This window comes from Streptomyces sp. (assembly GCF_035645055.1).
GTDB lineage: Bacteria > Actinomycetota > Actinomycetes > Streptomycetales > Streptomycetaceae > Streptomyces.
In genome coordinates, this window is the sequence record NZ_DASQNH010000011.1 from 1 (window position 1) to 20,101 (window position 20,101).

Sequence of the window (20,101 nt, forward strand, 5' to 3'; positions counted from 1 at the left end):
CGAACTTGGGATCTTCGGCGTACAGCGCTCGCTCCATCTGCTCGAGCATGCGCTGCTCGTGCTCTGAGAGCGGCACGGAGTCCTCCTCATCGTGCAGTCGCCGGGGCGACTCGGGGGGTCCCTTCAGGATAGGCAGGGAATCGCCCCCGTGAAACCCGCCCCTCTACGCCAATTGGCCAACCGGATTCCGTCATGCTCGGCCCGGCTCGCTGAGGCTTGCATTCCCCAGCCGCCGACCCGTCATGCCAGGCGGTCTCCCTCGATCATACGGCGCGAACCGCCCGATCGGGCGGCCTGTGGCGTACTCCATCCGCAACCAATGCCCTGATCAGCGGCGCGTCACAGGAGGCGGACGCAAACCCGTCCGCCCCTTCACTCGCCCCGTGCCTCACCCAGCACATGAAGCTGTGTGGCCACGGCGTGGAAGGCCGGCAGCTCGGCCGCCGCGGCCTCCAGCGTGAGCAGCGCGTCCATGGCTCCGGGCTCGGTGTCCACCAGGACGCCGGGCACCAGGTCGGCGAAGACCCGCACCCCGTGCACGCCGCCGACCCGCAGGCCCGCGCCCTCGACCAGTTCGGTGAGCTGGTCGGCGGTGAAGCGGCGCGGCATGGGGTCACCCGCGCCCCAGCGGCCGTTCGGGTCGTCCAGGGCCTGCTTGGCCTCGGTGAAGTGGCCGGCGAGGGCCCGGGCGAGCACGGCGCCGCCCAGTCCGGCGGCGAGCAGGCTGAGCACGCCCTCGGGGCGCAGGGCGGCTACGGCGTTGCGGACGCCCTCGGCCGGGTCGTCGACGTACTCCAGGACACCGTGGCAGAGCACCGCGTCGTAGCCGCCGCGCTCGGCCACGTCGAACAGGCCGTGGGCGTCGCCCTGCACCCCGCGCACCCGGTCGGCGACGCCGGCCTCGGCGGCGCGGCGCTCCAGGGCGAAGAGCGCGTTGGGGCTGGGGTCGACGACGGTGACCCGGTGGCCGAGGCGGGCGACGGGCACCGCGAAGTTGCCGCTGCCGCCTCCGGTGTCCAGGACGTCCAGCGACTCCCGGCCCGTGGCCTTGACCCGGCGGTCCAGGGCGTCCTGGAGGACGTCCCAGACGACGGCGGTACGGAGAGAGGCGCGGGGGCGGGAGGGGCCGGAGCGCAGCGACGCCGTTTGAGGGTGGTGGTGGGAGACGGGCGGGCGCATCGGGTCCGACACGGCAGGTGACTCCTCGGCACGGCACCGCCTGTTGCACGGCGGAGCGAACGGGGTGCCTTCCGGCTCCGGGGTACCGGAGCGAGGAAGGCCTCAGGCGCCTTCCACCCTATTGCCTCCGGTGCCCTGCCTGGTCACCGCGGTGCCGGTCAGCCCGCGTCGGGCCTCCCGTGACCGGCGCCGTGTCCGGTGCCCGGATCGCCACCCCCCTCGCGGTCCTGGCGGCGCTGTCCCTCCCGGCCCTGGCGCGGCTGCGGCAGCACGGGCTGGAGCACCAGCATCCGTTCGACGAGGCGGAGGAACATCGCCACGTCGCGTATCAGATCGTCGGCGTCGCGACGGCTGGCCGCGCCCTGGATGCCCGCCTCGGCGCGGGCGCGGCGGCGGGCGCCGGAGGCGAACAGGGCACTCCACTCGGTCAGCTCGGGCGCGATCTCCGGGAGCACTTCCCAGGCGCTCCGGATCCTGGCCCGGCGTCGTGGGCCGGTCTCCGGGCGCCCGCGCGCGGCGAGCACGGCGGCGGCGGTGCGCAGGGCGGCGAGGTGGGCCGTGGCATAGCGCTCGTTCGGCGTTTCGAGGACGGCGGCCTCGTCGAGCCCGGCGTGGGCCTGGGCGAGCAGGTCGAGCGCGGCGGGTGGGGCGGCGGCCCGGCGGAGGACGGGGTGCACATCGTGGGCGGGGCCGGTCAGCGAGGGGGCAGGGCCGGTGGTGCGGCGCCGGCGGGCGGCGGCGGACGAGTTGGCCATGACGAGCCTCCTGTCGTCTGGGTGACGGCACGCCCTCCGGGGTGCCGTATGTGCCCATCGTGAGGTATGGCACTGACAATCCGATCTGACCTGCGCTTTTGCCTCGATCGAAGGTTCGGGCTAGTTTTTGCACTGACCAGTCAGTTCAAATGTCGGCTCACCCGTGGGGGGACGTGCTGTGGCAGAGCGTGCGGCGGGCGGACTCGCCGTCAGCGCCCGGGACCTGGGGGTCGAGGGGCCCCGCGGCTGGGCGTTCCGCGGCGTCCGCGTCGAGGCGGAACCCGGGTCGCTGATCGCGATCGAGGGGCCGTCCGGCTCGGGGCGGACGTGTCTGTTGCTCGCCCTCACCGGGCGGATGAAGGTCACCGAGGGGACGGCGGTCGTCGGTGACGCCCGGCTGCCGAAGCAGCTGGCGGCGCTGCGGCGGGTCAGCGCGCTCGCCCATGTGCCGGGCGTGACCGACCTGGAACCGTCGCTGACCGTGGGCGAGCACCTGCGCGAGCGGGTGCTGCTCCAGCGCCGGTTCGGCGACTCCCTGCGCGGGCTGCTCAGGCCGCGCGGCGAGCGCCGGGACGAGGCCGCGCTGCGGATCGACACCGCCCTGACCGCCGCGGGGCTCGACCGGGAGGCCCTGCCCAAGGGCTTGCGGACGGCCGTACGGGACCTGGAACGGCTGGAGGCGCTGCGGCTGTCCGTCGCCCTCGCGCTCATCGGCCGCCCGCGGTTGCTCGGCGTCGACGACACCGACCTGAAGCTGTCGGACGCCGAGCGGGCCGAGGTCTGGGCGCTGCTCCGGTCACTCGCCGCGGCCGGGACGACGGTGCTGGCGGTGTGCAGCGAGGCGCCCGAGGACGCGGTGGTGGTGTCCACGCGCGCGGCGGAGGCGACCGGGACCGACGAGGACGGCGTACCGCCGCGGGCCGAGGGACCCCAGGGACCCGAGGCGACCGAGAAGGCCGAGGCGACCGAGGCGGGCCCGGGGCCCGGCACCGGGGCCGGGCCCGAGTCCGGCGGGACCGGCGAGGCCGGCCGGCCCGACCAGCCCGACGACGCCGCGGCGCACGACCAGCCCGACGAGCAGCCCGACCAGCCCGACGACGAAGTGAAGGAGACGGCCGATGCGGTCGCCGAAACTGGCCGCGCTTGAGCTGCGGCGCTTCGCGCGGGGCAAGCTGCCGCGCGCCGCCCTGGTGGCGCTGTTGCTGCTGCCGCTGCTGTACGGGGCGCTCTACCTGTGGTCCTTCTGGGACCCGTACGGCCGGCTCGACCGCATCCCGGTGGCGCTGGTGAACGACGACAAGGGCGCCACGGCCGGCGGGAAGAAGCTGAACGCGGGCGACGACATCGTCGGGGGGCTGCGCGAGAGCGAGGTCTTCGACTGGCACGAGGTGAGCGCCGCCGAGGCACGCGCGGGCGTGGAGGACGGCCGGTACTACCTGTCGCTGACCATGCCCGAGGACTTCAGCGCGCGGATCGCCTCCAGTTCCGGCGACTCCCCCGAGACGGGCGCGCTCCAGGTGCGCACCAACGACGCCAACAACTACATCGTCGGGCAGATCTCGCGGACCGTGTTCAGCGAGGTGCGCACGGCGGCGTCCACCAAGGCGTCGCGGTCTTTCCTCGACAAGATCTTCATCTCGTTCTCCGACATCCACGGCGAGACCGTGAAGGCCGCGAGCGGTGCCGACAAGCTCAAGGGCGGCATCGGGAAGGCGGAGAAGGGCTCCAAGGACCTCGCCGACGGTCTGAAGGACGCCAAGGACGGCAGCGGTGACCTGGCCAAGGGCCTGAAGAAGCTGCACACGGGCGCGGGCGACCTGGAGGACGGCTCGAAGAAGGTCGCCGAGGGCACCCAGGCGCTCGCCGACAAGGTCAACGGGATCTCCGGCAAGGTGGGGCCGTTCCTGAAGGACAACGAGAAGTTCATCGGGGACACCGCCCAGTTCGTCGCCGACTCGGCCGGCACGATCCGCGACGACCTGGACAGCCTCACCGAAACGGCCCCGGCGGCGGCACAGCGCGCGCGGGAGGCGTCCGGCACCCTGGACGGCGTCCACAAGACCCGCTGCGAGGACGCGGTGCTGCCCGACGCGGCCTGCCCCGACCTGAAGCTGGCCAAGGGCGCCGCCGCCGACGTGGCCTCGATCGCCGGTGACCTCGACACGCTGGTCACCGAGCACGACAGCGACCTGAAGAAGCTCGACAAGCACCTGGCCACGCTCCAGAAGCAGGCCCAGGCGCTCGCCGACCGCGCGCCGCACCTGTCCGAGGACCTGGACGACGCGGTCCGGCGGATCAACAAGCTGAACGAGGGCGCCGGGAAGGTCGCCGCGGGCGCCGCGAAGCTCCACACCGGACTCGGCACCGCGAAGACCGGCTCCGTGGACCTGGACGAGGGCGTCGGCAAGCTGAAGACCGGCGCTGACGACCTCAGCGGCGGTATGTACAAGCTGGTCGACGGCTCGGTCAAGCTCGCGGACGGGCTGCACGACGGCGCGGAGAAGATCCCCGACTACGACGAGCGCGAGCGCGACCGGCGGACCGAGGTCATGGCGGACCCGGTACAGCTCGCCTCGCAGTCCCTGCACCGGGCGCCCAACTACGGCACGGGTTTCGCCCCGTACTTCATCCCGCTGTCCCTGTGGGTCGGCGCGATGGTGGCGTACATGCTGATCCCGCCGCTGAACCGGCGCGCGCTGGCCGCCGGTGCCGCCGCCTGGCGGATCGCGCTGGCGGGCTGGCTGCCGGTACTGGCGATCGGCATCGCGCAGACCGCGGCGCTGATGGCGGTGCTGCACTGGGCGGTCGGTCTGGAGATGGCCCGATCCGCCGGAACGGTGGGGTTCCTGTTCCTGGTGACGGGCTGCTTCGCGGCGATCGTGCAGCTGCTCAACGCCCGCTTCGGGGCGGCCGGCCGGATCCTGGTGCTCGCCCTGCTGATGCTCCAGCTGACCTCGGCGGGCGGTACCTATCCCGTGCAGACCAGCCCGGGCTTCTTCAACGCGATCCACCCCTACCTGCCGATGAGCTACATCGTGGAGGCCCTGCGCAGGCTCATCACGGGCGGTGGGCTGGGCCCGGTCTGGCAGGCCTGCGCGGTGCTGGCGGCCTTCACGGTGGGCGCGCTCGCGCTGACCGCCCTGTCGGCCCGCCGACGCCAGGTGTGGACGCTGGACAAGCTGCACCCGGAGCTGTCCCTGTGACCTCGCCTCGCGTGCCCGCGCCGTGGCCGTTCCTGTGAGAATCGGGGCCATGGAAAGCAGCAGCGCCCCGTCGGGCGGCAGCACGCGCCGCGAGGCCACCCGGCAGAAGCTCTACGAGGCGGCCGTCACGCTCATCGCCGAGCAGGGCTTCTCGGCCACCACCGTCGACGAGATCGCCGAGCGGGCCGGGGTCGCCAAGGGCACGGTGTACTACAACTTCGCCAGCAAGTCGGTCCTCTTCGAGGAGTTGCTGCGGCACGGGGTGGGGCTGCTCACCGCGTCCCTGAGGGAGGCGGCGGAGCAGACCGAGCGGGAGGGCGGCAGCAGGGTCGACGCGCTGGACGCGATGATCCGCGCGGGGCTCGGCTTCATCGCCCGCTACCCGGCCTTCACCCAGCTCTACGTGGCCGAGCTGTGGCGCACCAACCGGGCCTGGCAGTCCACGCTCATGGTGGTGCGCCGGCAGGTGGTGGCGGTCGTGGAGGACGTGCTCCGCGCGGGTGTGGAGAACGGCGAGCTGGCCGAGGAGATCGACATCCAGCTGACCGCGGCGGCGCTGGTCGGGATGGTCCTGGTGGCCGCCCTGGACTGGCAGTCCTTCCAGCCGGAGCGCACTCTCGACGACGTCCACGCGGCGCTGTCCCGACTGCTCCAGGGCCGGGTGGGCGGCTGCCGCTGAGCCGCGGGCGAACGGCGCCGGGCAGGCGGCAGGCGCCGGTCCGAGGTGGCCGCGTCCCCCGCGGGCCACTGCTCGGACCGGCGCCTGCCGTTCCCCCGTACCCCCCCGTTTCCCCCGTGCGTTCCCCCGTTGGAACCCCCCGTTCGGTCGTCCCCCGGGTCTCCCCCGTGCCTCGCCTCCGCCGACCTGGGCCGGCGGAAGGAGCGGATCGAGGGCCGCTCCGGTTCCGGCGCCCCGTGTCGCCGGTGCCGGAGCCGCGCCCCTTCTCCGTGCCCCCACTCTCTCGTCCGCGGGGGCCTGCCCCCATCCGCGCCCGTACTCATCTCGGCACCTAGGTACGGGTACTCAGTGCCGCGCGCTCACCCCCAGACGGTCCGGGGGTGCGACGGAGTTGACTGTCAGCGGCGGCCGATAAAGTCGCAGACATGGCACGGATTGCGGTGATCGGCGCCGGGATGGGCGCGATGGCGGCCGCTGCCCGGCTGGCCGTCGCGGGCCACCGGGTGGCGGTGTACGAGCGTACGGAGACGTACGGCGGCGCGGTGCGCCGGTGGGAGCGGGACGGCTTCTCCTTCGACACGGGACCGGCGCTGCTGCCGCTGCCCGCGGTCTACCGGGATCTGTTCGTCAAGACGGGCAAGGAACCGCTGGAGGCCTGCGTCGAGCTGGTCCAGGTCGATCCCTCGGCGCGGCATGTGCTGCCGGACGGCACGGCGGTCCCGCTGCCGAACGCCTCCCGCGCGGGTGTGGTGGCCGCCCTGGACGAGGCCCTGGGCGCCGGGGCCGGTGAGCGCTGGGGCGACTTCCTGGTGCGGGCGCGGGAAGCCTGGGACCGCACCCGCAGGCCGCTCCTGGAGGAGCCCCTGTGGCCGAACTGGCAGGTGCTGGCCGAGCGTGAGCCCTACCCGGCGGTCCCGCACAGGAAGCTGCTGCGCACCCGCCGCGCGGGCACCCTCGCCGAGATCGGCGCCTGGGAGCTGCGCGACCCCCGGCTGACCGCCCTGCTGGAGAGCCACGCGCTGGCGTACGGCCTGGACCCGCGCACTGCCCCGGCGAGCGCGGCCGTGCTGCCGTACATGGAGCACGCCTTCGGCACCTGGTACGTCCGCGGCGGGCTGCGCGAGCTGGCCCGCGCGGTGTACGACCGCTGCCTGGCGCGCCGGGTGGAGTTCCACTTCGGTGCCGAGGTCGCGCGGGTGCTGGAGAAGGACGGCCGCGCGGTGGGCGTGGAACTGGCCGGGGGCGCGCTGGCGGACGCGGACTTCGTGGTCGCCGGGGTCGATCCCGGCACGCTCGGCCGGGTCACCGCGGGTCTGCCGGTGCGGGGCGCGGGCGATCTCCCGGGCCGGCGCGGGCTGCCGAGCCGGCTGACGGTGCTGCTGGCGCTGCGCGGCGAGCGGCCGGCGGGGACGGCGCACCGCACGGTGGTCCACGCGCCCGACCGGGACGCCGAGTTGGCGTACATGTTCGACGGCGGGGCGGGGACGGCGGCGCTCCCCACGGTCACCGTGCTGCGGCCCGACGACCCCGCGCTGGTCCCGGACGCGAGCCACGAGGCGGTCACGCTGACGGCCGCGGTCCCGGCGGGGGCCGCGGCGGAGGAGCTGCGGGGGCACACGGACCGCGTGCTGGCCGTCGCCGAGCGCGCCGTGCCCGGTCTGCGGGACCGTCTGCTGTGGCACGAGGTGCGCACGCCCGCCGACATCGCGGAGGCGACCGGTGCGGCGGACGGCTCCGTCCCGGCGCCGGCGCTGGCGGCGGGCGAGGGACGGCTGCTGCACCCGGCCAACTCCACCGGTGTCACCGGTCTGTTCACCGTCGGCGGCTGGTCGCACCCGGGCGGTGGGCTGCCGCACGCGGGGATGTCGGGCGCGCTGGTCGCGGGGCTGATCGTGGAGGGGCCGGAGTTCCGGGGCTCTCAGTGAGCCCCGGGGGCCGCGCGGTCCGGACCGCTCAGAAGCGGTAGCGCTCGTCGTGGCCCTGGCCCTGCGCCTGACCGTCGCCCGGGTAGCCGTACGGCTGCTCCGGCGGGAGGTCGCCGCCGAACGGGTCGTCGGTGGTGCGCTGCTGCGGGACCCACACCCCACCGGGCGGGGTCTCGCCGCCGTATCCGCCGGTGGCGAACTGGTCCTGGCCGTAGGCCTGCTGGGCGTACTGGGTGTCGTAGGCGGGGTCGTACGCGGCGCCGCTGTAGGTCTGGGTGCCGATGTACGGGTCGGAGTAGGCGGCGTACTGCTGCTGGCCGGTGGTGTCGTAGCCGTACCCCTGGCCGTAGCCGGAGTAGCCGTCGTAGCCGTAGCCCTGGTCGGCGGTCTGCGCGGTGGCCGCGTACTGGTCCTGGGAGCGATCGCCGCCCGGGTGCCCGGAGTCGCCGTACACGCCGTAGGAGCCGGTGTCGTCGGGCATCGGCTGCGGCTCGTAGACGGCGGTGGTCCCGGCGGCCGTGGGGGCCCCGGCGGGCCGGGCCGGGGTGAAGACGTCGTCGCGGTCGTGGTCGTCGCCGTAGGGGCCGCCGTCGTCACCCTGCGTGGTGTCGGCGTGGTCGCCCGCCCGGAGGTCGGACACCTCCAGGGTGGGCTCCTGACGGTCGCGGCGGCTGCGCTTGCCGCCGCCGGGCGCGGGGCGGCCGGTGACCGCCCAGCCGGCCGCGAAGCCGCGGCGGAACGACAGCGTGACGTAGGTCTGCCCGACCGCGAACGCGGCGGCACCCAGCCCGATCACGACGACGGACGGGATCAGTACACCGACGACGACACCCAGGAAACCGGCGAACGCCAGCAGTCGCCAGCGCAGCCGGGCCTTGTACTGCAGCAGCACCTCGCCGAGCAGCCACAGCGCGACGATGCCGAACGCGATGTAGAGGACCGTCCAGCCCATGTACGCCCCTCTCCCAGTGGCCGCTACGCAGTGTGTCGTAAAAGCGGGCGGCCGGTCTAGGCCCGCGGTGGGTGGTGCAGGCCCAGGTTCTCGTAGATTTCCAGCGTCGCCGTGGAGTTGTTGAGCGTGATGAAGTGCAGTCCGGGAACTCCCTCGGACAGCAGCCGCGCGCAGAACTCCGTGGCGAAGTCGATACCGATGGAGCGTACAGCGGCCGGATCGTCTTTGGCTGTGAGGATCCGCTCTTTCAGGGCGGCCGGGAACGCGGCGTTGGTGAGGGACGGGATCCGCTCCAGTGTCTTCACGCTGCCGATGGGCATCACCTCGGGGATGATCGGGGTGTCGCAGCCCGCCGCGGCGACGCGGTCGCGCAGCCGCAGGTAGTCCTCCGGGTGGAAGAACATCTGGGTGATCGCGTAGTCCGCGCCCGCGCGGCACTTGTCGACGAAGTGCCGGACGTCGGTGTCCCATTCGGTGGAGCGCGGGTGCATCGCGGGAAAGGCCGCGACGCCGACGCAGAAGTCGCCGGAGTCCTTGATCAGTTCGACCAGTTCGGCGGCGTAGGTGAGGCCCTGAGGGTGCGGCACCCACTCGCCCATCGGGTCGCCGGGCGGGTCGCCGCGCAGCGCGAGCATGTTGCGGATCCCGGCGTCGGCGTACTGGCCGATGATGTTGCGCAGGTCGGCCACCGAGTGGTCGACCGCGGTGAGGTGGGCGATCGGCGTGAGGGTGGTGTCCGAGGCGATCGCCTCGGTCGCCTTGACGGTGCCGGCGCGGGTGGAGCCGCCGGCGCCGTAGGTCACGGAGACGAAGTCGGGCGCCACGGCCTCGACCCGGCGCAGCGCGTTCCACAGCATCCGCTCGCCCTTCGGGGTCTTCGGGGCGTAGAACTCGAACGAGTACGTCGTCTTGCCGGTCGCGAGCATGTCGCGGACGGTCGGGGCGTGATCCGACCTGGTGGATGCGGTGCCGAGGGCCATACGGGCAGGTTAGCCAGGGGCCGGGGGTCACCCAACCGGAAGCAGGAGATTTGCCCGATTCGTCACTTTGTTGTCCACCCCTTGGACAACCGGCGGACACCGGGATCGGCGCGGGCCCGGGATCGGCGCGGGCCCGGGCCCGGGGCCGGCGCGGGTCCGGGATCGGCGCGGGCCCGGGGCCGGCGCGGGCCCGGGGCCGGCGCGGAAGACCGGGCCTACGCCTCCCGGAGCCGCTTCGCCAGCTCGGCCGCCGCGGCGCCGGGGTCGTCCGCCTCGGTGATCGCGCGGACCACGACGACCCGGCGGGCCCCCGCGTCCAGCACCTCGTCGAGGTTGCCGAGGTCGATGCCGCCGATGGCGAACCAGGGGCGGCCGGTGCCCAGGGCCGCGGTGTACCGCACCAGGTCGAGGCCGGGGGCGTGGCGGCCCGGCTTGGTGGGAGTGGGCCAGCACGGGCCCGTGCAGAAGTAGTCCACGCCCTCCTGGACGGCCGCCGCGGCGGCCTCGGACTCGGCGTGGGTGGAGCGGCCGATCAGCACCTCGTCACCGAGGACGGCGCGGGCAGCGGGGACCGGCAGGTCGCCCTGGCCGAGGTGGAGCACGTCCGCGCGCGCGGCATGGGCGACGTCCGCGCGGTCGTTGACCGCGAGCAGCTTGCCGTGCCGCGCGCAGGCGTCCGCGAAGACCTCCAGGTGCGCCAGCTCCTCGCCGGCCTCCATGCCCTTGTCGCGCAGCTGCACGATGTCCACGCCGCCGGCCAGGACCGCGTCCAGGAACTCGGGCAGGTCGCCCTGGCGCCTGCGGGCGTCCACGCAGAGGTAGAGCCGGGCGTCGGCGAGCCGGGCGCGGGCGGAGGTGGCGGTGTCGGGCATGGGTGTGTCCCCCGTGATCGGTGGCGTACGGGCCGCGGCCGGGCCCGCCACGGGCCGCGGTGCGTCTCGGTCCCGTGGCGCGGGCGCGCGCCGCAGTGAACCACGGCCCCGGCTGGGTGGGCGCCGCGGCCCGTACTCCGGACGGTTGTTCGGGTCAGTCTGCTCGGATCACACGGCGAGCGCCTGGGCCCGGCGCTTCACCTCCGTGCCGCGATTCTCGCTGAGGGCCTGCGCGGGGGTGCCGGGCAGGCTGTCATCGGGGGTGAAGAGCCACTCCAGCATCTCTTCGTCCGTGAAGCCGTCGTCCCGCAGGAGCGTCAGGGTCCCGGACAGGCCCTTGACGACCTTGTCCCCGTCGATGAAGGCGGCGGGGACGTGCAGCGCGCGGTTCTCACCACGGCGCACGGCGATGAGCTGGCCGTCCTTGACCAGCTGCCGGACGCGCGTCACCTCGACGCCGAGCATTTCGGCGATGTCGGGGAGGGTGAGCCAGGCGGGGACGAGAGCATCGATCTTTGCGTCAATCTCGGTCACGTGACCAAGCCTGCCATCCCGGACTGACAGTCGGTAGCCGGGGCGGTCGCGGCAGGGCCGACGGAGTGGGCGGCGCGGCCGCCCGGCCGGTCACGCCGTCGCCGACTTCAGCGGCCGGCCGGGGTCCGTGAGCAGCTCCGCGTCCATCGCGGTCCCCGATTCGATCAGGCGGCGGCCCTGGGCCAGGTCCCTCGGGCGGCCCACGGCCAGCAGGGCGACCAGGCGCCGCTCGCGCAGCCAGCAGACGCTCCAGGCGGGCCCGGACGGGTCGCCGCGCCACACGAGGGCGTCGGCGGACGCGTGGTGCCCGGCGTACTGGACGAACCGGCCGAACTGCTCGGACCAGAAGTACGGGACCGGGTCGTAGACCGCCGAGGGCTCCGCGGTGGCGGTGCCGATGATGTTGGCGGCGACCGTGCGGGGGCCCTGGAGGGCGTTGTCCCAGTGGTGCACCAGCAGGCGCTCGCCGTAGCGCGCGGAGGGGAAGGACGCGCAGTCGCCGACGGCGTACACGTCCGGCGCGGAGGTGCGCAGACCGGCGTCCGCGACGACCTCGCCGTGCGTGCCCCGCTCGATGCCGGAGCCCGCCAGCCAGGCCGTGGCGGGGCGGGCGCCGATGCCGACGACCACGGCCCCGGCGGGCAGCCGCGTCCCGTCGCCGAGCAGCACCGCGCCCGGCTCGACGCGCTCCACGCGCGCGTGGGTCCGCAGCTCGGCCCCGGCGTCGGCGTACCAGGCGGCCATGGGCGCGGCCACCTCCGCGGGCAGCGCCCCGGCGAGCGGCCGGGCGGCGGCCTCCACGACGGTCACCGCGCAGCCCGCCTCCCGCGCGGCGGTCGCGAACTCCGCGCCGATCCAGCCCGCGCCGACGACCACGATGTCGTGCTGCCTGCCGAGCACCGGCCGCAGCCGCTCGGCGTCGTCCAGGGTGCGCAGCAGATGCACCCCGGGGACGCCCTCGGCGCCCGGCAGCGGGATCGGCTCTGCGCCGGTGGCGACGACCAGGACGTCGTACGGCACCGGCCCGGCCTCGGTGTCCAGCTCGTGGTCGGCGGGGCGCACGCCCAGCACCTCGCGCCCGAGGTGCAGCTCGATACCGAGCGCCTCGAAGTCGACGTCGAAGGCGGAGCCCTCGGCGGTGCCGAGCAGGACGGCCTTGGACAGCGGCGGCCGGTCGTACGGCTGATGGGGCTCCGCGCCGATCAGGGTCACCGTGCCGGTGAAGCCCTGTTCTCGCAGGGCGACCGCGGTCTGCACGCCGGCCATGCCGGCGCCGGCCACGACCACCCGCCGCGGTGCGGACGAATCCCGTTCCTGCGTCTGCTCGCTCACCTGATCACCATAGACAACTGACAAACCGTCAGTCAGGGGGCGTCACCCGTGACCTGCTGCACATCCGCCGGGATCTCCTCGACCACGCTCGTCCCGCGGCCCGGCCGGGACTCCCACTCCCAGGTCTCCTCCAGCCGCACCCGCCCGTCGGGCAGCTCCACCACCCGGGACACGCAGTGCCCGGAGGACGTCGTCCCGTCCTGCGTCAGCTGGACGTACCGGAAGTCCAGCCGGTCGCCCTCCCGGGTGCCCACAAGGTGCCCGCGGACGACATCGCCGCCCGCGTACTCGGCCCAGATCTCGCCGTCCTTCTCGTGGTAGGCGAACCGCGTGCGCGTGCCCACCTGGCCGGGGGCCTGGTCGGTGACGGGGGCGAGGACGAGACCGTCGAGAGTACGGGCCACGGGCGGAGGCTCCCTTACTGAGACATACGGCGGCGGGCTAGGGTGGCCACCGTAAAGCACTCGCGGGAGCCCGGACGCACCGGGCTGAGAGGGAGGCTGGCGGCCTCCGACCGTACGAACCTGATCCGGGTCATGCCGGCGAAGGGAGGGGCTGGACGCCCATGTCGCGTACGTCCGACACATCCGACGTCAGAGCCGACGTCACCCCCGACGTCCTGGTCATCGGGGGCGGGATCATCGGCCTGGTCACAGCGTGGCGGGCCGCTCAGCGCGGGCTCGCCACGGCGGTGCTGGACCCCGAACCGGGCGGCGGGGCCGCCCAGGTGGCGGCCGGGATGCTCGCCGCCGTCACCGAACTGCACTACGGCGAGGAGACCCTGCTCGGCCTGAACCTCGCCTCCGCGCGCCGCTACCCCGAGTTCGCGGCCGAGCTGACCGAGCTGACCGGGTACGACCTCGGCTACCGCCAGTGCGGCACGCTCGCCGTCGCGCTGGACGCCGACGACCGCGCCCACCTGCGCGAACTGCACGCCCTGCAAAGGGCGTCGGGCCTTCGGTCGGAGTGGCTGTCGGGGCGCGAGTGCCGGCGCCTGGAACCGATGCTCGCGCCCGGCGTGCGCGGGGGCCTGCGGGTCGACGGCGACCACCAGATCGACCCTCGGCGGCTCGCGGCGGCGCTGGTGACGGCGTGCGAGCGGACGGGAGTGGTGTTCCACCGCGTCCGCGCGGACCGGCTCACCGTCGCCCGGGACCGGGCCACGGGCGTCGTCACGGCCGACGGGACCGCGCTGGGCGCGGGGCAGGTGGTGCTCGCCGCCGGCAGCCTCAGCGGGCGTCTGGCGGGCGTCCCGGAGGCCGTCCTGCCGCCGGTGCGGCCCGTGAAGGGCCAGGTGCTGCGGCTGACGGTGCCCGAGCGGTACGCGCCGTTCCTGAGCCGGACCGTCCGGGCCGTGGTGCGCGGCAGCCACGTCTACCTGGTGCCGCGCGAGAACGGCGAACTGGTCGTCGGCGCGACCAGCGAGGAGCTGGGCTGGGACACCACGGTGACCGCGGGCGGCGTCTACGAGCTGCTGCGCGACGCCCACGAGCTGGTGCCCGGCATCACCGAGCTGCCGCTGACGGAGACCCGCGCGGGGCTGCGCCCCGGCTCCCCCGACAACGCGCCGCTGCTCGGCCCGACCGACCTCGACGGCCTGCTGCTGGCCACCGGCCACTACCGCAACGGGGTGCTGCTGACCCCGGTGACCGGCGACGCCCTCGCGCACGCCCTGATCACCGGTGAACTGCCGGAGGAGGCCCGCCCGTTCACCCCCAAGCGCTTCACCGCCGCACTCATGGAGCAGCCCGCATGAACATCTCGGTCAACGGCGAGGCCCGCGAGGTCGCGCCCGGCACGGCCCTCGACACCCTGGTCCGCGCGCTCACCACGGCGCCCTCCGGAGTGGCCGCCGCCCTCAACGAAACCGTCGTCCCGCGCGCGCAGTGGGCGACGACCGCGCTCTCCGACGGAGACCGGATCGAAGTCCTCACCGCCGTCCAAGGAGGCTGACCCATGGCCGACGACCCCTTCGTCCTCGCTGGTACGACCTTCACGTCCCGGCTGATCATGGGCACCGGCGGCGCGCCCAGCCTGGAGGTCCTGGAACGGGCCCTGGTGGCCTCCGGGACCGAACTGACCACGGTCGCGATGCGGCGGGTGAACCCCGAGGTGCACGGCTCGGTGCTGTCCGTCCTGGACCGGCTGGGCATCCGGGTGCTGCCGAACACGGCCGGCTGCTTCACCGCCGGCGAGGCGGTGCTCACCGCGCGGCTGGCCCGCGAAGCGCTCGGCACGGACCTGATCAAGCTGGAGGTCATCGCCGACGAGCGCACCCTGCTGCCGGACCCGATCGAGCTGCTGGAGGCCGCGGAGACGCTGGTCGACGACGGGTTCACGGTGCTGCCCTACACCAACGACGACCCGGTGCTGGCCAGGAAGCTCCAGGACGTGGGCTGCGCCGCGATCATGCCGCTCGGCTCCCCCATCGGCTCCGGGCTCGGCATCCGCAACCCGCACAACTTCCAGCTGATCGTGGAGCACGCGCGCGTGCCGGTGATCCTGGACGCGGGCGCCGGTACGGCGTCCGACGCGGCGCTCGCCATGGAGCTGGGCTGCGCGGGCGTGATGCTCGCCTCGGCGGTCACCCGGGCGCAGCAGCCGGTGCTGATGGCGGAGGCCATGCGGCACGCGGTCGAGGCGGGCCGGCTGGCCCACCGCGCGGGCCGTATCCCCCGCCGCCACTTCGCCGAGGCGTCCTCCCCTCAGGAGGGCCGGGCACGCCTGGACCCGGAGCGCCCGGCGTTCTGATCCACCGGCGCCCCCGGGGAGGGTCACAGGTCTGCTGCAGTCCGTTCCCGGGGCACCCGCGGCGGCGGGCCGTGTCGGTGGCGGCTCGTACACTCACCTGCGTGGACACGACCCTTCAGGACCCTCTGGTCGGGCAGCTGCTCGACGGGCGTTATCGCGTCGAGGCGCGGATCGCGGTCGGCGGGATGGCCACGGTCTACCGGGCCGTGGACACCCGCCTCGACCGCGTGCTCGCGCTGAAGGTGATGCACCCGACGCTGGCGGCCGACGCGTCGTTCGTGGAGCGGTTCATCCGGGAGGCGAAGTCGGTGGCCCGGCTCGCCCACCCCAATGTGGTGCAGGTCTTCGACCAGGGCGCCGAGGGGTCGTACGTCTATCTGGCGATGGAGTACGTCGCCGGCTGCACCCTGCGCGACGTGCTGCGCGAGCGGGGCGCGCTCGCGCCCCGGGCCGCGCTGGACATCCTGGAGCCGGTGCTGGCCGCGCTCGGCGCCGCGCACCGCGCGGGGTTCGTGCACCGGGACATGAAGCCGGAGAACGTCCTGATAGGGGACGACGGCCGGGTGAAGGTCGCCGACTTCGGGCTGGTCCGCTCGGTCGACACCGTCACCAGCACCACCGGCACCGTCCTCGGCACGGTCTCCTACCTGGCCCCCGAACAGATCGAGCAGGGCACCGCCGATCCGCGCGCGGACGTCTACGCCTGCGGTGTGGTGCTGTACGAGATGCTGACGGGCGGCAAGCCGCACGCCGGCGACACCCCCGCCCAGGTGCTGTACCGGCACCTCCACGAGGATGTCCCGCCGCCCTCGGCGGCCGTCCCGGGCCTGGCGTACGAGCTGGACGAACTGGTCGCGTCGGCGACCGCGCGGACCCCCGAGGTGCGTCCGTACGACGCCGTGGCACTGCTCGCGCAGGTCCGCGTGGCACGGACGGCGCTGAGCGAGGACCAGCTCGACGCGGTCCCGCCGCAGGCGCTGGCAGCCGAGCACGACAACGCGGAGGACCGCACGAGCGTGATCCCGCGCGCGCTCACCGTGCCCCGCCCGCTGCCGGTCGACGGAGACGACGCGGCCGCCGCGCCGCCGGTCGACCGGACCAGCCGGCTGGAGCGCCCGCCCGCCCCGGCGCCCCGGCGCCGCCCCCGGCCGCCGCGCACGGTGGTCACGATCGTCGCCGCCGTCCTGCTGGTCCTCGGGGTCGGTGCGGGCGTCTGGTACATCAATTCCGGCCAGTTCACCCAGGTGCCGGCGGTCCTGGCGAAGACCCAGGAGCAGGCCGAGCGGCGGCTGGCGGACGCGGGCCTGGAGGTCGGCGACGTCAAGCACGCCTACAGCGACACGGTCGAGCGGGGCACGGTCATCAGCACCGACCCCGTGCCGGGCAGCCGGATACGGCAGAACGACTCCGTGACGCTGACCATCTCCGACGGTCCGCAGACCGTGAAGGTGCCCGACCTGGCGGGCTACCGCCTGGACAAGGCGCGCAGCGTGCTGAAGGACGAGGGCCTGGAGCCGGGCATGGTCACCCGGGAGTTCTCCACGGACGTCCCGAGGGGCTTCGTGATCGGCACGGAGCCCGTGGCCGGCACCGAACGCAAGGCGGGCTCCGCGATCGCGCTCACCGTCAGCAAGGGCAGCCCCATCGACGTCCCGGACGTCACCGGCCAGGGCCTCGCCGACGCCCGGGAGCGCCTGACGGAGGCCGGTCTGAAGGTGCGGGTCGCCGAGCAGCGGGTGCACTCGGAGTACGACAAGGGGCAGGTCGCCCGGCAGAACCCGGGCCCCGGTGGCCGGGCCGCCGAGGGCGACACGGTGACCCTCACCGTGTCCAAGGGCCCGGTGATGGTCGAGGTCCCGGACGTGGTCGGGGACGGCGTGGACGAGGCGAGGGACAAGCTGGAGGCCGCCGGTTTCCAGGTCGACGAGGACCGCGGTCTGCTCGGCCTGTTCGGCGACACGGTCAAGAGCCAGTCGGTGGACGGCGGCGGGACGGCCCCGAAGGGTGCCACGATCACGATCACCATCCGCTGACGGATCCGCCGACAGATCCGCCGACAGATCCGCTGACGGCCGCGATCACCACGCGTCGCCTTCCGGCTGTAAGCCACCGCACACGCTCCGCGGGCGGGGGCACGGGAAGGTCCATGACACCCTGAACGGGTGAAGAGCGAAGTCCCCGGCCCCCTCCGCAACCCCGTCGGCGGTCACGTCCCCGTGGCCGGCGGCCTCAGCTCCGTCGGCCTGTCGTACGCCCGTGATCTGCGGGCCGAGACCGTGCAGGTCTTCGTGGCCAACCCGCGCGGCTGGGCCACCCCGGCCGGTAATCCACGGCAGGACGAGGAGTTCCGGGCGGCCTGCGCTGCGGAATCGATCCCGGCGTACGTCCACGCCCCGTATCTGATCAACTTCGGTTCGCACACCGAGGCGACCGTGGAGCGGTCGGTGGAGTCGCTGCGGCACTCGCTGCGGCGCGGGCGGGAGATCGGCGCGCTCGGCGTGGTCGTCCACACCGGCAGCGCGACCGGCGGGCGGGACCGGTCGGTGGCGCTGAAGCAGGTGCGGGAGCACCTGCTGCCGCTGCTGGACGAGCTGACCCACGACGACGACCCGTTCCTGCTGCTGGAGTCGACGGCCGGGCAGGGTTCCTCGCTCTGCTCGCGCACCTGGGACTTCGGGCCGTACTTCGAGGCGCTGGACGCCCACCCGAAGCTGGGGGTGTGTCTGGACACCTGCCACATCTTCGCCGCCGGGCACGATCTGACCGGCCCGAGCGGGATGCACCAGACCCTCGACCTGCTGGTGGACACCGTCGGCGAGGGCCGGCTGAAACTGATCCACGCCAACGACTCCAAGGACGTGGTCGGCGCGCACAAGGACCGGCACGCCAACATCGGCGCCGGTCACATCGGCGAGGACCCGTTCCGGGCACTGATGACGCACCCCGCCACCGAGGGCGTGCCGCTGATCATCGAGACGCCCGGCGGGAAGGAAGGGCACGCGGCGGACGTGGAGCGGCTGAAGAAGCTCCGCGAGGTCTGAGCGGGGAGGTCTGAGCCGGGGGGAGTCTGGGAAAGCGCTGGTCAGAGCTCGGGGCCCTCCCCGGGCTCCTCCTGGTAGGAGTAGCGCTGCTCCTTCCAGGGGTCGCCGATGTTGTGATAGCCGCGCTCCTCCCAGAAGCCGCGGCGGTCGGCGGTCATGTACTCCACGCCGCGGACCCACTTCGGGCCCTTCCAGGCGTACAGGTGCGGCACCACCAGGCGGAGCGGGAAGCCGTGCTCGGCGGTGAGCAGTTCACCGTCCTTGTGGGTGGCGAAGATCGTGCGCTCGTCGGCGAAGTCGGACAGGCGCAGATTCGAGCTGAAGCCGTACTCCGCCCACACCATCACATGGGTGACATTCCCGGCGGGTGGCGCGATCTCCAGAATGGTCCGCGCGGGGATTCCGCCCCACTCCGCGCCCAGCATGCTGAACTTCGTCACACAGTGCAGATCGGCGACCACGGTGGTGTACGGCAGGGCCGTGAACTCCTCGTGGGTCCAGCCGCGCTTCTCGCCGTCAGCCGTCGCGCCGAAGACCCTGAACTCCCAGCGCTCGGGCCGGAACTTGGGCACCGGGCCGTAGTGCGTGACCGGCCAGCCACGCTGCACTCGCTGCCCCGGCGGAAGCTCGGACCGTGCTGCTTCTCCTGTTTCGCGCTCCACCGGATGACCCATGTCTCCATCCTGACAGACCCCGCCCGGTGCACATGACCAGGCAGGCCTGGAAACGGGCAACTCGCAGTAAGCATGCACTTACTTACTAAGTACGCACTTACTGGACGATCTTCGAGATGCGGTGCAATCATGCGGCGGCAACCTCCCCGTTCCTCCGTGTGGAAGGAGCCTCTGCGATGCAGGGCGACCCCGAGGTCATCGAGTTCCTCAACGAGCAGCTGACCGGTGAGCTGACCGCGATCAATCAGTACTTCCTGCACGCCAAGATGCAGGAGAACTTCGGCTGGACGAAGCTCGCCAAGTACACGCGGCACGAGTCGTTCGACGAGATGAAGCACGCCGAGGTGCTGACCGACCGGATCCTGTTCCTGGACGGGCTGCCGAATTACCAGCGGCTGTTCCATGTGCGGGTCGGCCAGACGGTCAAGGAGATGTTCGAGGCCGACCGGCAGATCGAGGTGGAGGCGATCGACCGGCTCAAGCGCGGCATCAAGGTGATGCGCGAGAAGGGCGACATCACGTCGGCGAACATCTTCGAGTCGATCCTGGAGGACGAGGAGCACCACATCGACTACCTCGACACCCAGCTCGACCTGATCGAGAAGCTGGGCGAGGCGCTCTACCTCGCACAGCTGATCGAGCAGCCGGAGAGCTAGGCGGCCTCTTCCAGGCCGGCGAGCACCGCCTTGCCCTGGTCGGCCAGCTCCCGCCGGGGGCAGGCGCCGCGACCCAGGATGGCCTGAATACGACGTACGCACGACCCGCAGTCCGTACCCGCCTTGCAGGCGGAGGCTATCTGGCGGGGGGTGCAGGCGCCGTTCTCCGCGTGCTGCTTGACCTGCTGCTCGGTGACGCCGAAGCAAGAGCAGACGTACACGCGGTTCACCTCCCGCAGGGATCGCTTGAGTGGTGCCGTCCCCGTTGATCGGTGAGGCAAACCTAACCTTACCCATCCCACCGGACCCGCAAAAGAGAAGTGGGGCGCGGATCGTATGTGATCCGCGCCCCACTTTATGGCCGAAAACAGCCGGTAACAGGTGACCCCGTCACTGGTCCCTGTACATCTCCGCGACGAGGAAGGCGAGGTCGAGGGACTGGCTGCGGTTGAGGCGGGGGTCGCAGGCGGTCTCGTAGCGCTGGTGGAGGTCGTCGACGAAGATCTCGTCGCCGCCGCCGACGCATTCGGTGACGTCGTCGCCGGTCAGCTCGACGTGGATGCCGCCG

22 protein-coding genes and 1 riboswitch are annotated in these 20,101 nt (G+C 73.3%); of the genes, 10 read left to right on the top strand and 12 right to left on the bottom strand.

Going from position 1 to position 20,101, the window contains the following annotated elements:
- From VE614_RS02940 to VE614_RS02950, 3 genes are all read right to left on the bottom strand, one after another.
- Nucleotides 1-76: DUF3040 domain-containing protein (locus VE614_RS02940; RefSeq protein WP_324931495.1), on the bottom strand; the 76-nt coding region annotated here is incomplete at its 3' end.
- 296 nt (nt 77-372) lie between these two features.
- The gene (locus VE614_RS02945; protein ID WP_324931437.1) at nt 373-1,191 is read right to left on the bottom strand and encodes a methyltransferase; all 819 of its coding nucleotides are present in this window, start codon (nt 1,189-1,191) and stop codon (nt 373-375) included.
- 146 nt (nt 1,192-1,337) lie between these two features.
- Nucleotides 1,338-1,934, bottom strand: coding sequence for an SAV_6107 family HEPN domain-containing protein (locus tag VE614_RS02950; RefSeq protein WP_324931440.1), 597 nt, complete (start codon nt 1,932-1,934; stop codon nt 1,338-1,340).
- A gap of 178 nt (nt 1,935-2,112) precedes the next feature.
- Between VE614_RS02950 and VE614_RS02955 the strand changes: the two genes are divergently transcribed.
- The 4 genes from VE614_RS02955 to VE614_RS02970 all read left to right on the top strand — a co-directional run bounded on the left by VE614_RS02955 (nt 2,113) and on the right by VE614_RS02970 (nt 7,741).
- Complete coding sequence (locus VE614_RS02955; RefSeq protein WP_414719491.1) at nt 2,113-3,081, top strand: ATP-binding cassette domain-containing protein; 969 nt, start codon at nt 2,113-2,115, stop codon at nt 3,079-3,081.
- Nucleotides 3,053-5,137, top strand: coding sequence for a YhgE/Pip domain-containing protein (locus VE614_RS02960; protein WP_324931446.1), 2,085 nt, complete (start codon nt 3,053-3,055; stop codon nt 5,135-5,137). Before VE614_RS02955 ends, VE614_RS02960 begins: the two co-directional genes overlap by 29 nt.
- 49 nt (nt 5,138-5,186) lie before the next feature.
- Nucleotides 5,187-5,816, top strand: a complete 630-nt coding sequence (locus VE614_RS02965) for a TetR/AcrR family transcriptional regulator (RefSeq protein WP_324931449.1) — start codon at nt 5,187-5,189, stop codon at nt 5,814-5,816.
- Nucleotides 5,817-6,241: 425 nt separating this feature from the next.
- The gene (locus VE614_RS02970) at nt 6,242-7,741 is read left to right on the top strand and encodes an NAD(P)/FAD-dependent oxidoreductase (protein WP_324931452.1); all 1,500 of its coding nucleotides are present in this window, start codon (nt 6,242-6,244) and stop codon (nt 7,739-7,741) included.
- A gap of 28 nt (nt 7,742-7,769) precedes the next feature.
- On the opposite strand, the gene VE614_RS02975 is transcribed toward VE614_RS02970, so the two are convergent.
- The 6 genes from VE614_RS02975 to VE614_RS03000 all read right to left on the bottom strand — a co-directional run bounded on the left by VE614_RS02975 (nt 7,770) and on the right by VE614_RS03000 (nt 12,815).
- Entirely contained in the window at nt 7,770-8,693 is a 924-nt protein-coding gene (locus tag VE614_RS02975; protein WP_324931455.1) for a hypothetical protein, read from the bottom strand.
- A gap of 56 nt (nt 8,694-8,749) precedes the next feature.
- Nucleotides 8,750-9,673 carry a methylenetetrahydrofolate reductase [NAD(P)H] gene (gene metF, locus VE614_RS02980; protein WP_324931458.1) on the bottom strand — a complete coding sequence of 308 codons (924 nt, stop codon included), beginning with the start codon at nt 9,671-9,673 and terminating at the stop codon, nt 8,750-8,752.
- A gap of 215 nt (nt 9,674-9,888) precedes the next feature.
- Nucleotides 9,889-10,545 (bottom strand): thiamine phosphate synthase, encoded by a 657-nt coding sequence (gene thiE, locus VE614_RS02985; RefSeq protein ID WP_324931461.1) that lies wholly within the window; start codon nt 10,543-10,545, stop codon nt 9,889-9,891.
- A 168-nt stretch (nt 10,546-10,713) separates the two neighbouring features.
- A complete protein-coding gene (locus VE614_RS02990) occupies nt 10,714-11,079 on the bottom strand; it encodes an Rv2175c family DNA-binding protein (protein ID WP_324931464.1) in 366 nt (121 codons plus the stop codon).
- A 90-nt stretch (nt 11,080-11,169) separates the two neighbouring features.
- A complete protein-coding gene (locus VE614_RS02995; protein WP_324931467.1) occupies nt 11,170-12,411 on the bottom strand; it encodes an FAD-dependent oxidoreductase in 1,242 nt (413 codons plus the stop codon).
- A 32-nt stretch (nt 12,412-12,443) separates the two neighbouring features.
- Nucleotides 12,444-12,815, bottom strand: a complete 372-nt coding sequence (locus VE614_RS03000; RefSeq protein WP_324931471.1) for a hypothetical protein — start codon at nt 12,813-12,815, stop codon at nt 12,444-12,446.
- Nucleotides 12,816-12,867: 52 nt separating this feature from the next.
- Nucleotides 12,868-12,979, top strand: a riboswitch (TPP riboswitch).
- Here VE614_RS03000 and thiO point away from each other — a divergent pair.
- The 5 genes from thiO to VE614_RS03025 all read left to right on the top strand — a co-directional run bounded on the left by thiO (nt 12,977) and on the right by VE614_RS03025 (nt 18,203).
- On the top strand, nt 12,977-14,167 hold the full coding sequence (gene thiO / locus VE614_RS03005; RefSeq protein WP_324931473.1) for a glycine oxidase ThiO: 1,191 nt from the start codon (nt 12,977-12,979) through the stop codon (nt 14,165-14,167). It overlaps the preceding riboswitch by 3 nt.
- Nucleotides 14,164-14,364, top strand: coding sequence for a sulfur carrier protein ThiS (gene thiS, locus VE614_RS03010; protein ID WP_324931476.1), 201 nt, complete (start codon nt 14,164-14,166; stop codon nt 14,362-14,364). The genes thiO and thiS overlap by 4 nt, the downstream gene beginning before the upstream one ends.
- Nucleotides 14,365-14,367: 3 nt before the next feature.
- Nucleotides 14,368-15,162: a thiazole synthase gene (locus VE614_RS03015; RefSeq protein WP_324931479.1), complete on the top strand. Its 795-nt coding sequence runs from the start codon at nt 14,368-14,370 to the stop codon at nt 15,160-15,162.
- Nucleotides 15,163-15,263: 101 nt separating this feature from the next.
- Nucleotides 15,264-17,195 (top strand): Stk1 family PASTA domain-containing Ser/Thr kinase, encoded by a 1,932-nt coding sequence (pknB, locus tag VE614_RS03020; RefSeq protein ID WP_324931482.1) that lies wholly within the window; start codon nt 15,264-15,266, stop codon nt 17,193-17,195.
- Between the two features lie 129 nt (nt 17,196-17,324).
- Complete coding sequence (locus VE614_RS03025) at nt 17,325-18,203, top strand: deoxyribonuclease IV (RefSeq protein WP_324931485.1); 879 nt, start codon at nt 17,325-17,327, stop codon at nt 18,201-18,203.
- A 41-nt stretch (nt 18,204-18,244) separates the two neighbouring features.
- Here the strand turns inward: VE614_RS03025 and VE614_RS03030 are convergent, their stop codons facing one another.
- Nucleotides 18,245-18,877, bottom strand: coding sequence for a sulfite oxidase-like oxidoreductase (locus tag VE614_RS03030; RefSeq protein WP_324931487.1), 633 nt, complete (start codon nt 18,875-18,877; stop codon nt 18,245-18,247).
- 176 nt (nt 18,878-19,053) lie between these two features.
- Here VE614_RS03030 and bfr point away from each other — a divergent pair, with 176 nt between their 5' ends.
- Nucleotides 19,054-19,533 carry a bacterioferritin gene (gene bfr / locus VE614_RS03035; protein WP_324931490.1) on the top strand — a complete coding sequence of 160 codons (480 nt, stop codon included), beginning with the start codon at nt 19,054-19,056 and terminating at the stop codon, nt 19,531-19,533.
- Here the strand turns inward: bfr and VE614_RS03040 are convergent.
- Nucleotides 19,530-19,754, bottom strand: coding sequence for a (2Fe-2S)-binding protein (locus tag VE614_RS03040; protein ID WP_324931493.1), 225 nt, complete (start codon nt 19,752-19,754; stop codon nt 19,530-19,532). The genes bfr and VE614_RS03040 overlap by 4 nt on opposite strands.
- Nucleotides 19,755-19,923: 169 nt before the next feature.
- The coding region (locus VE614_RS03045) for a 3-deoxy-7-phosphoheptulonate synthase (RefSeq protein ID WP_324931499.1) at nt 19,924-20,101 on the bottom strand (178 nt) is incomplete at its 5' end.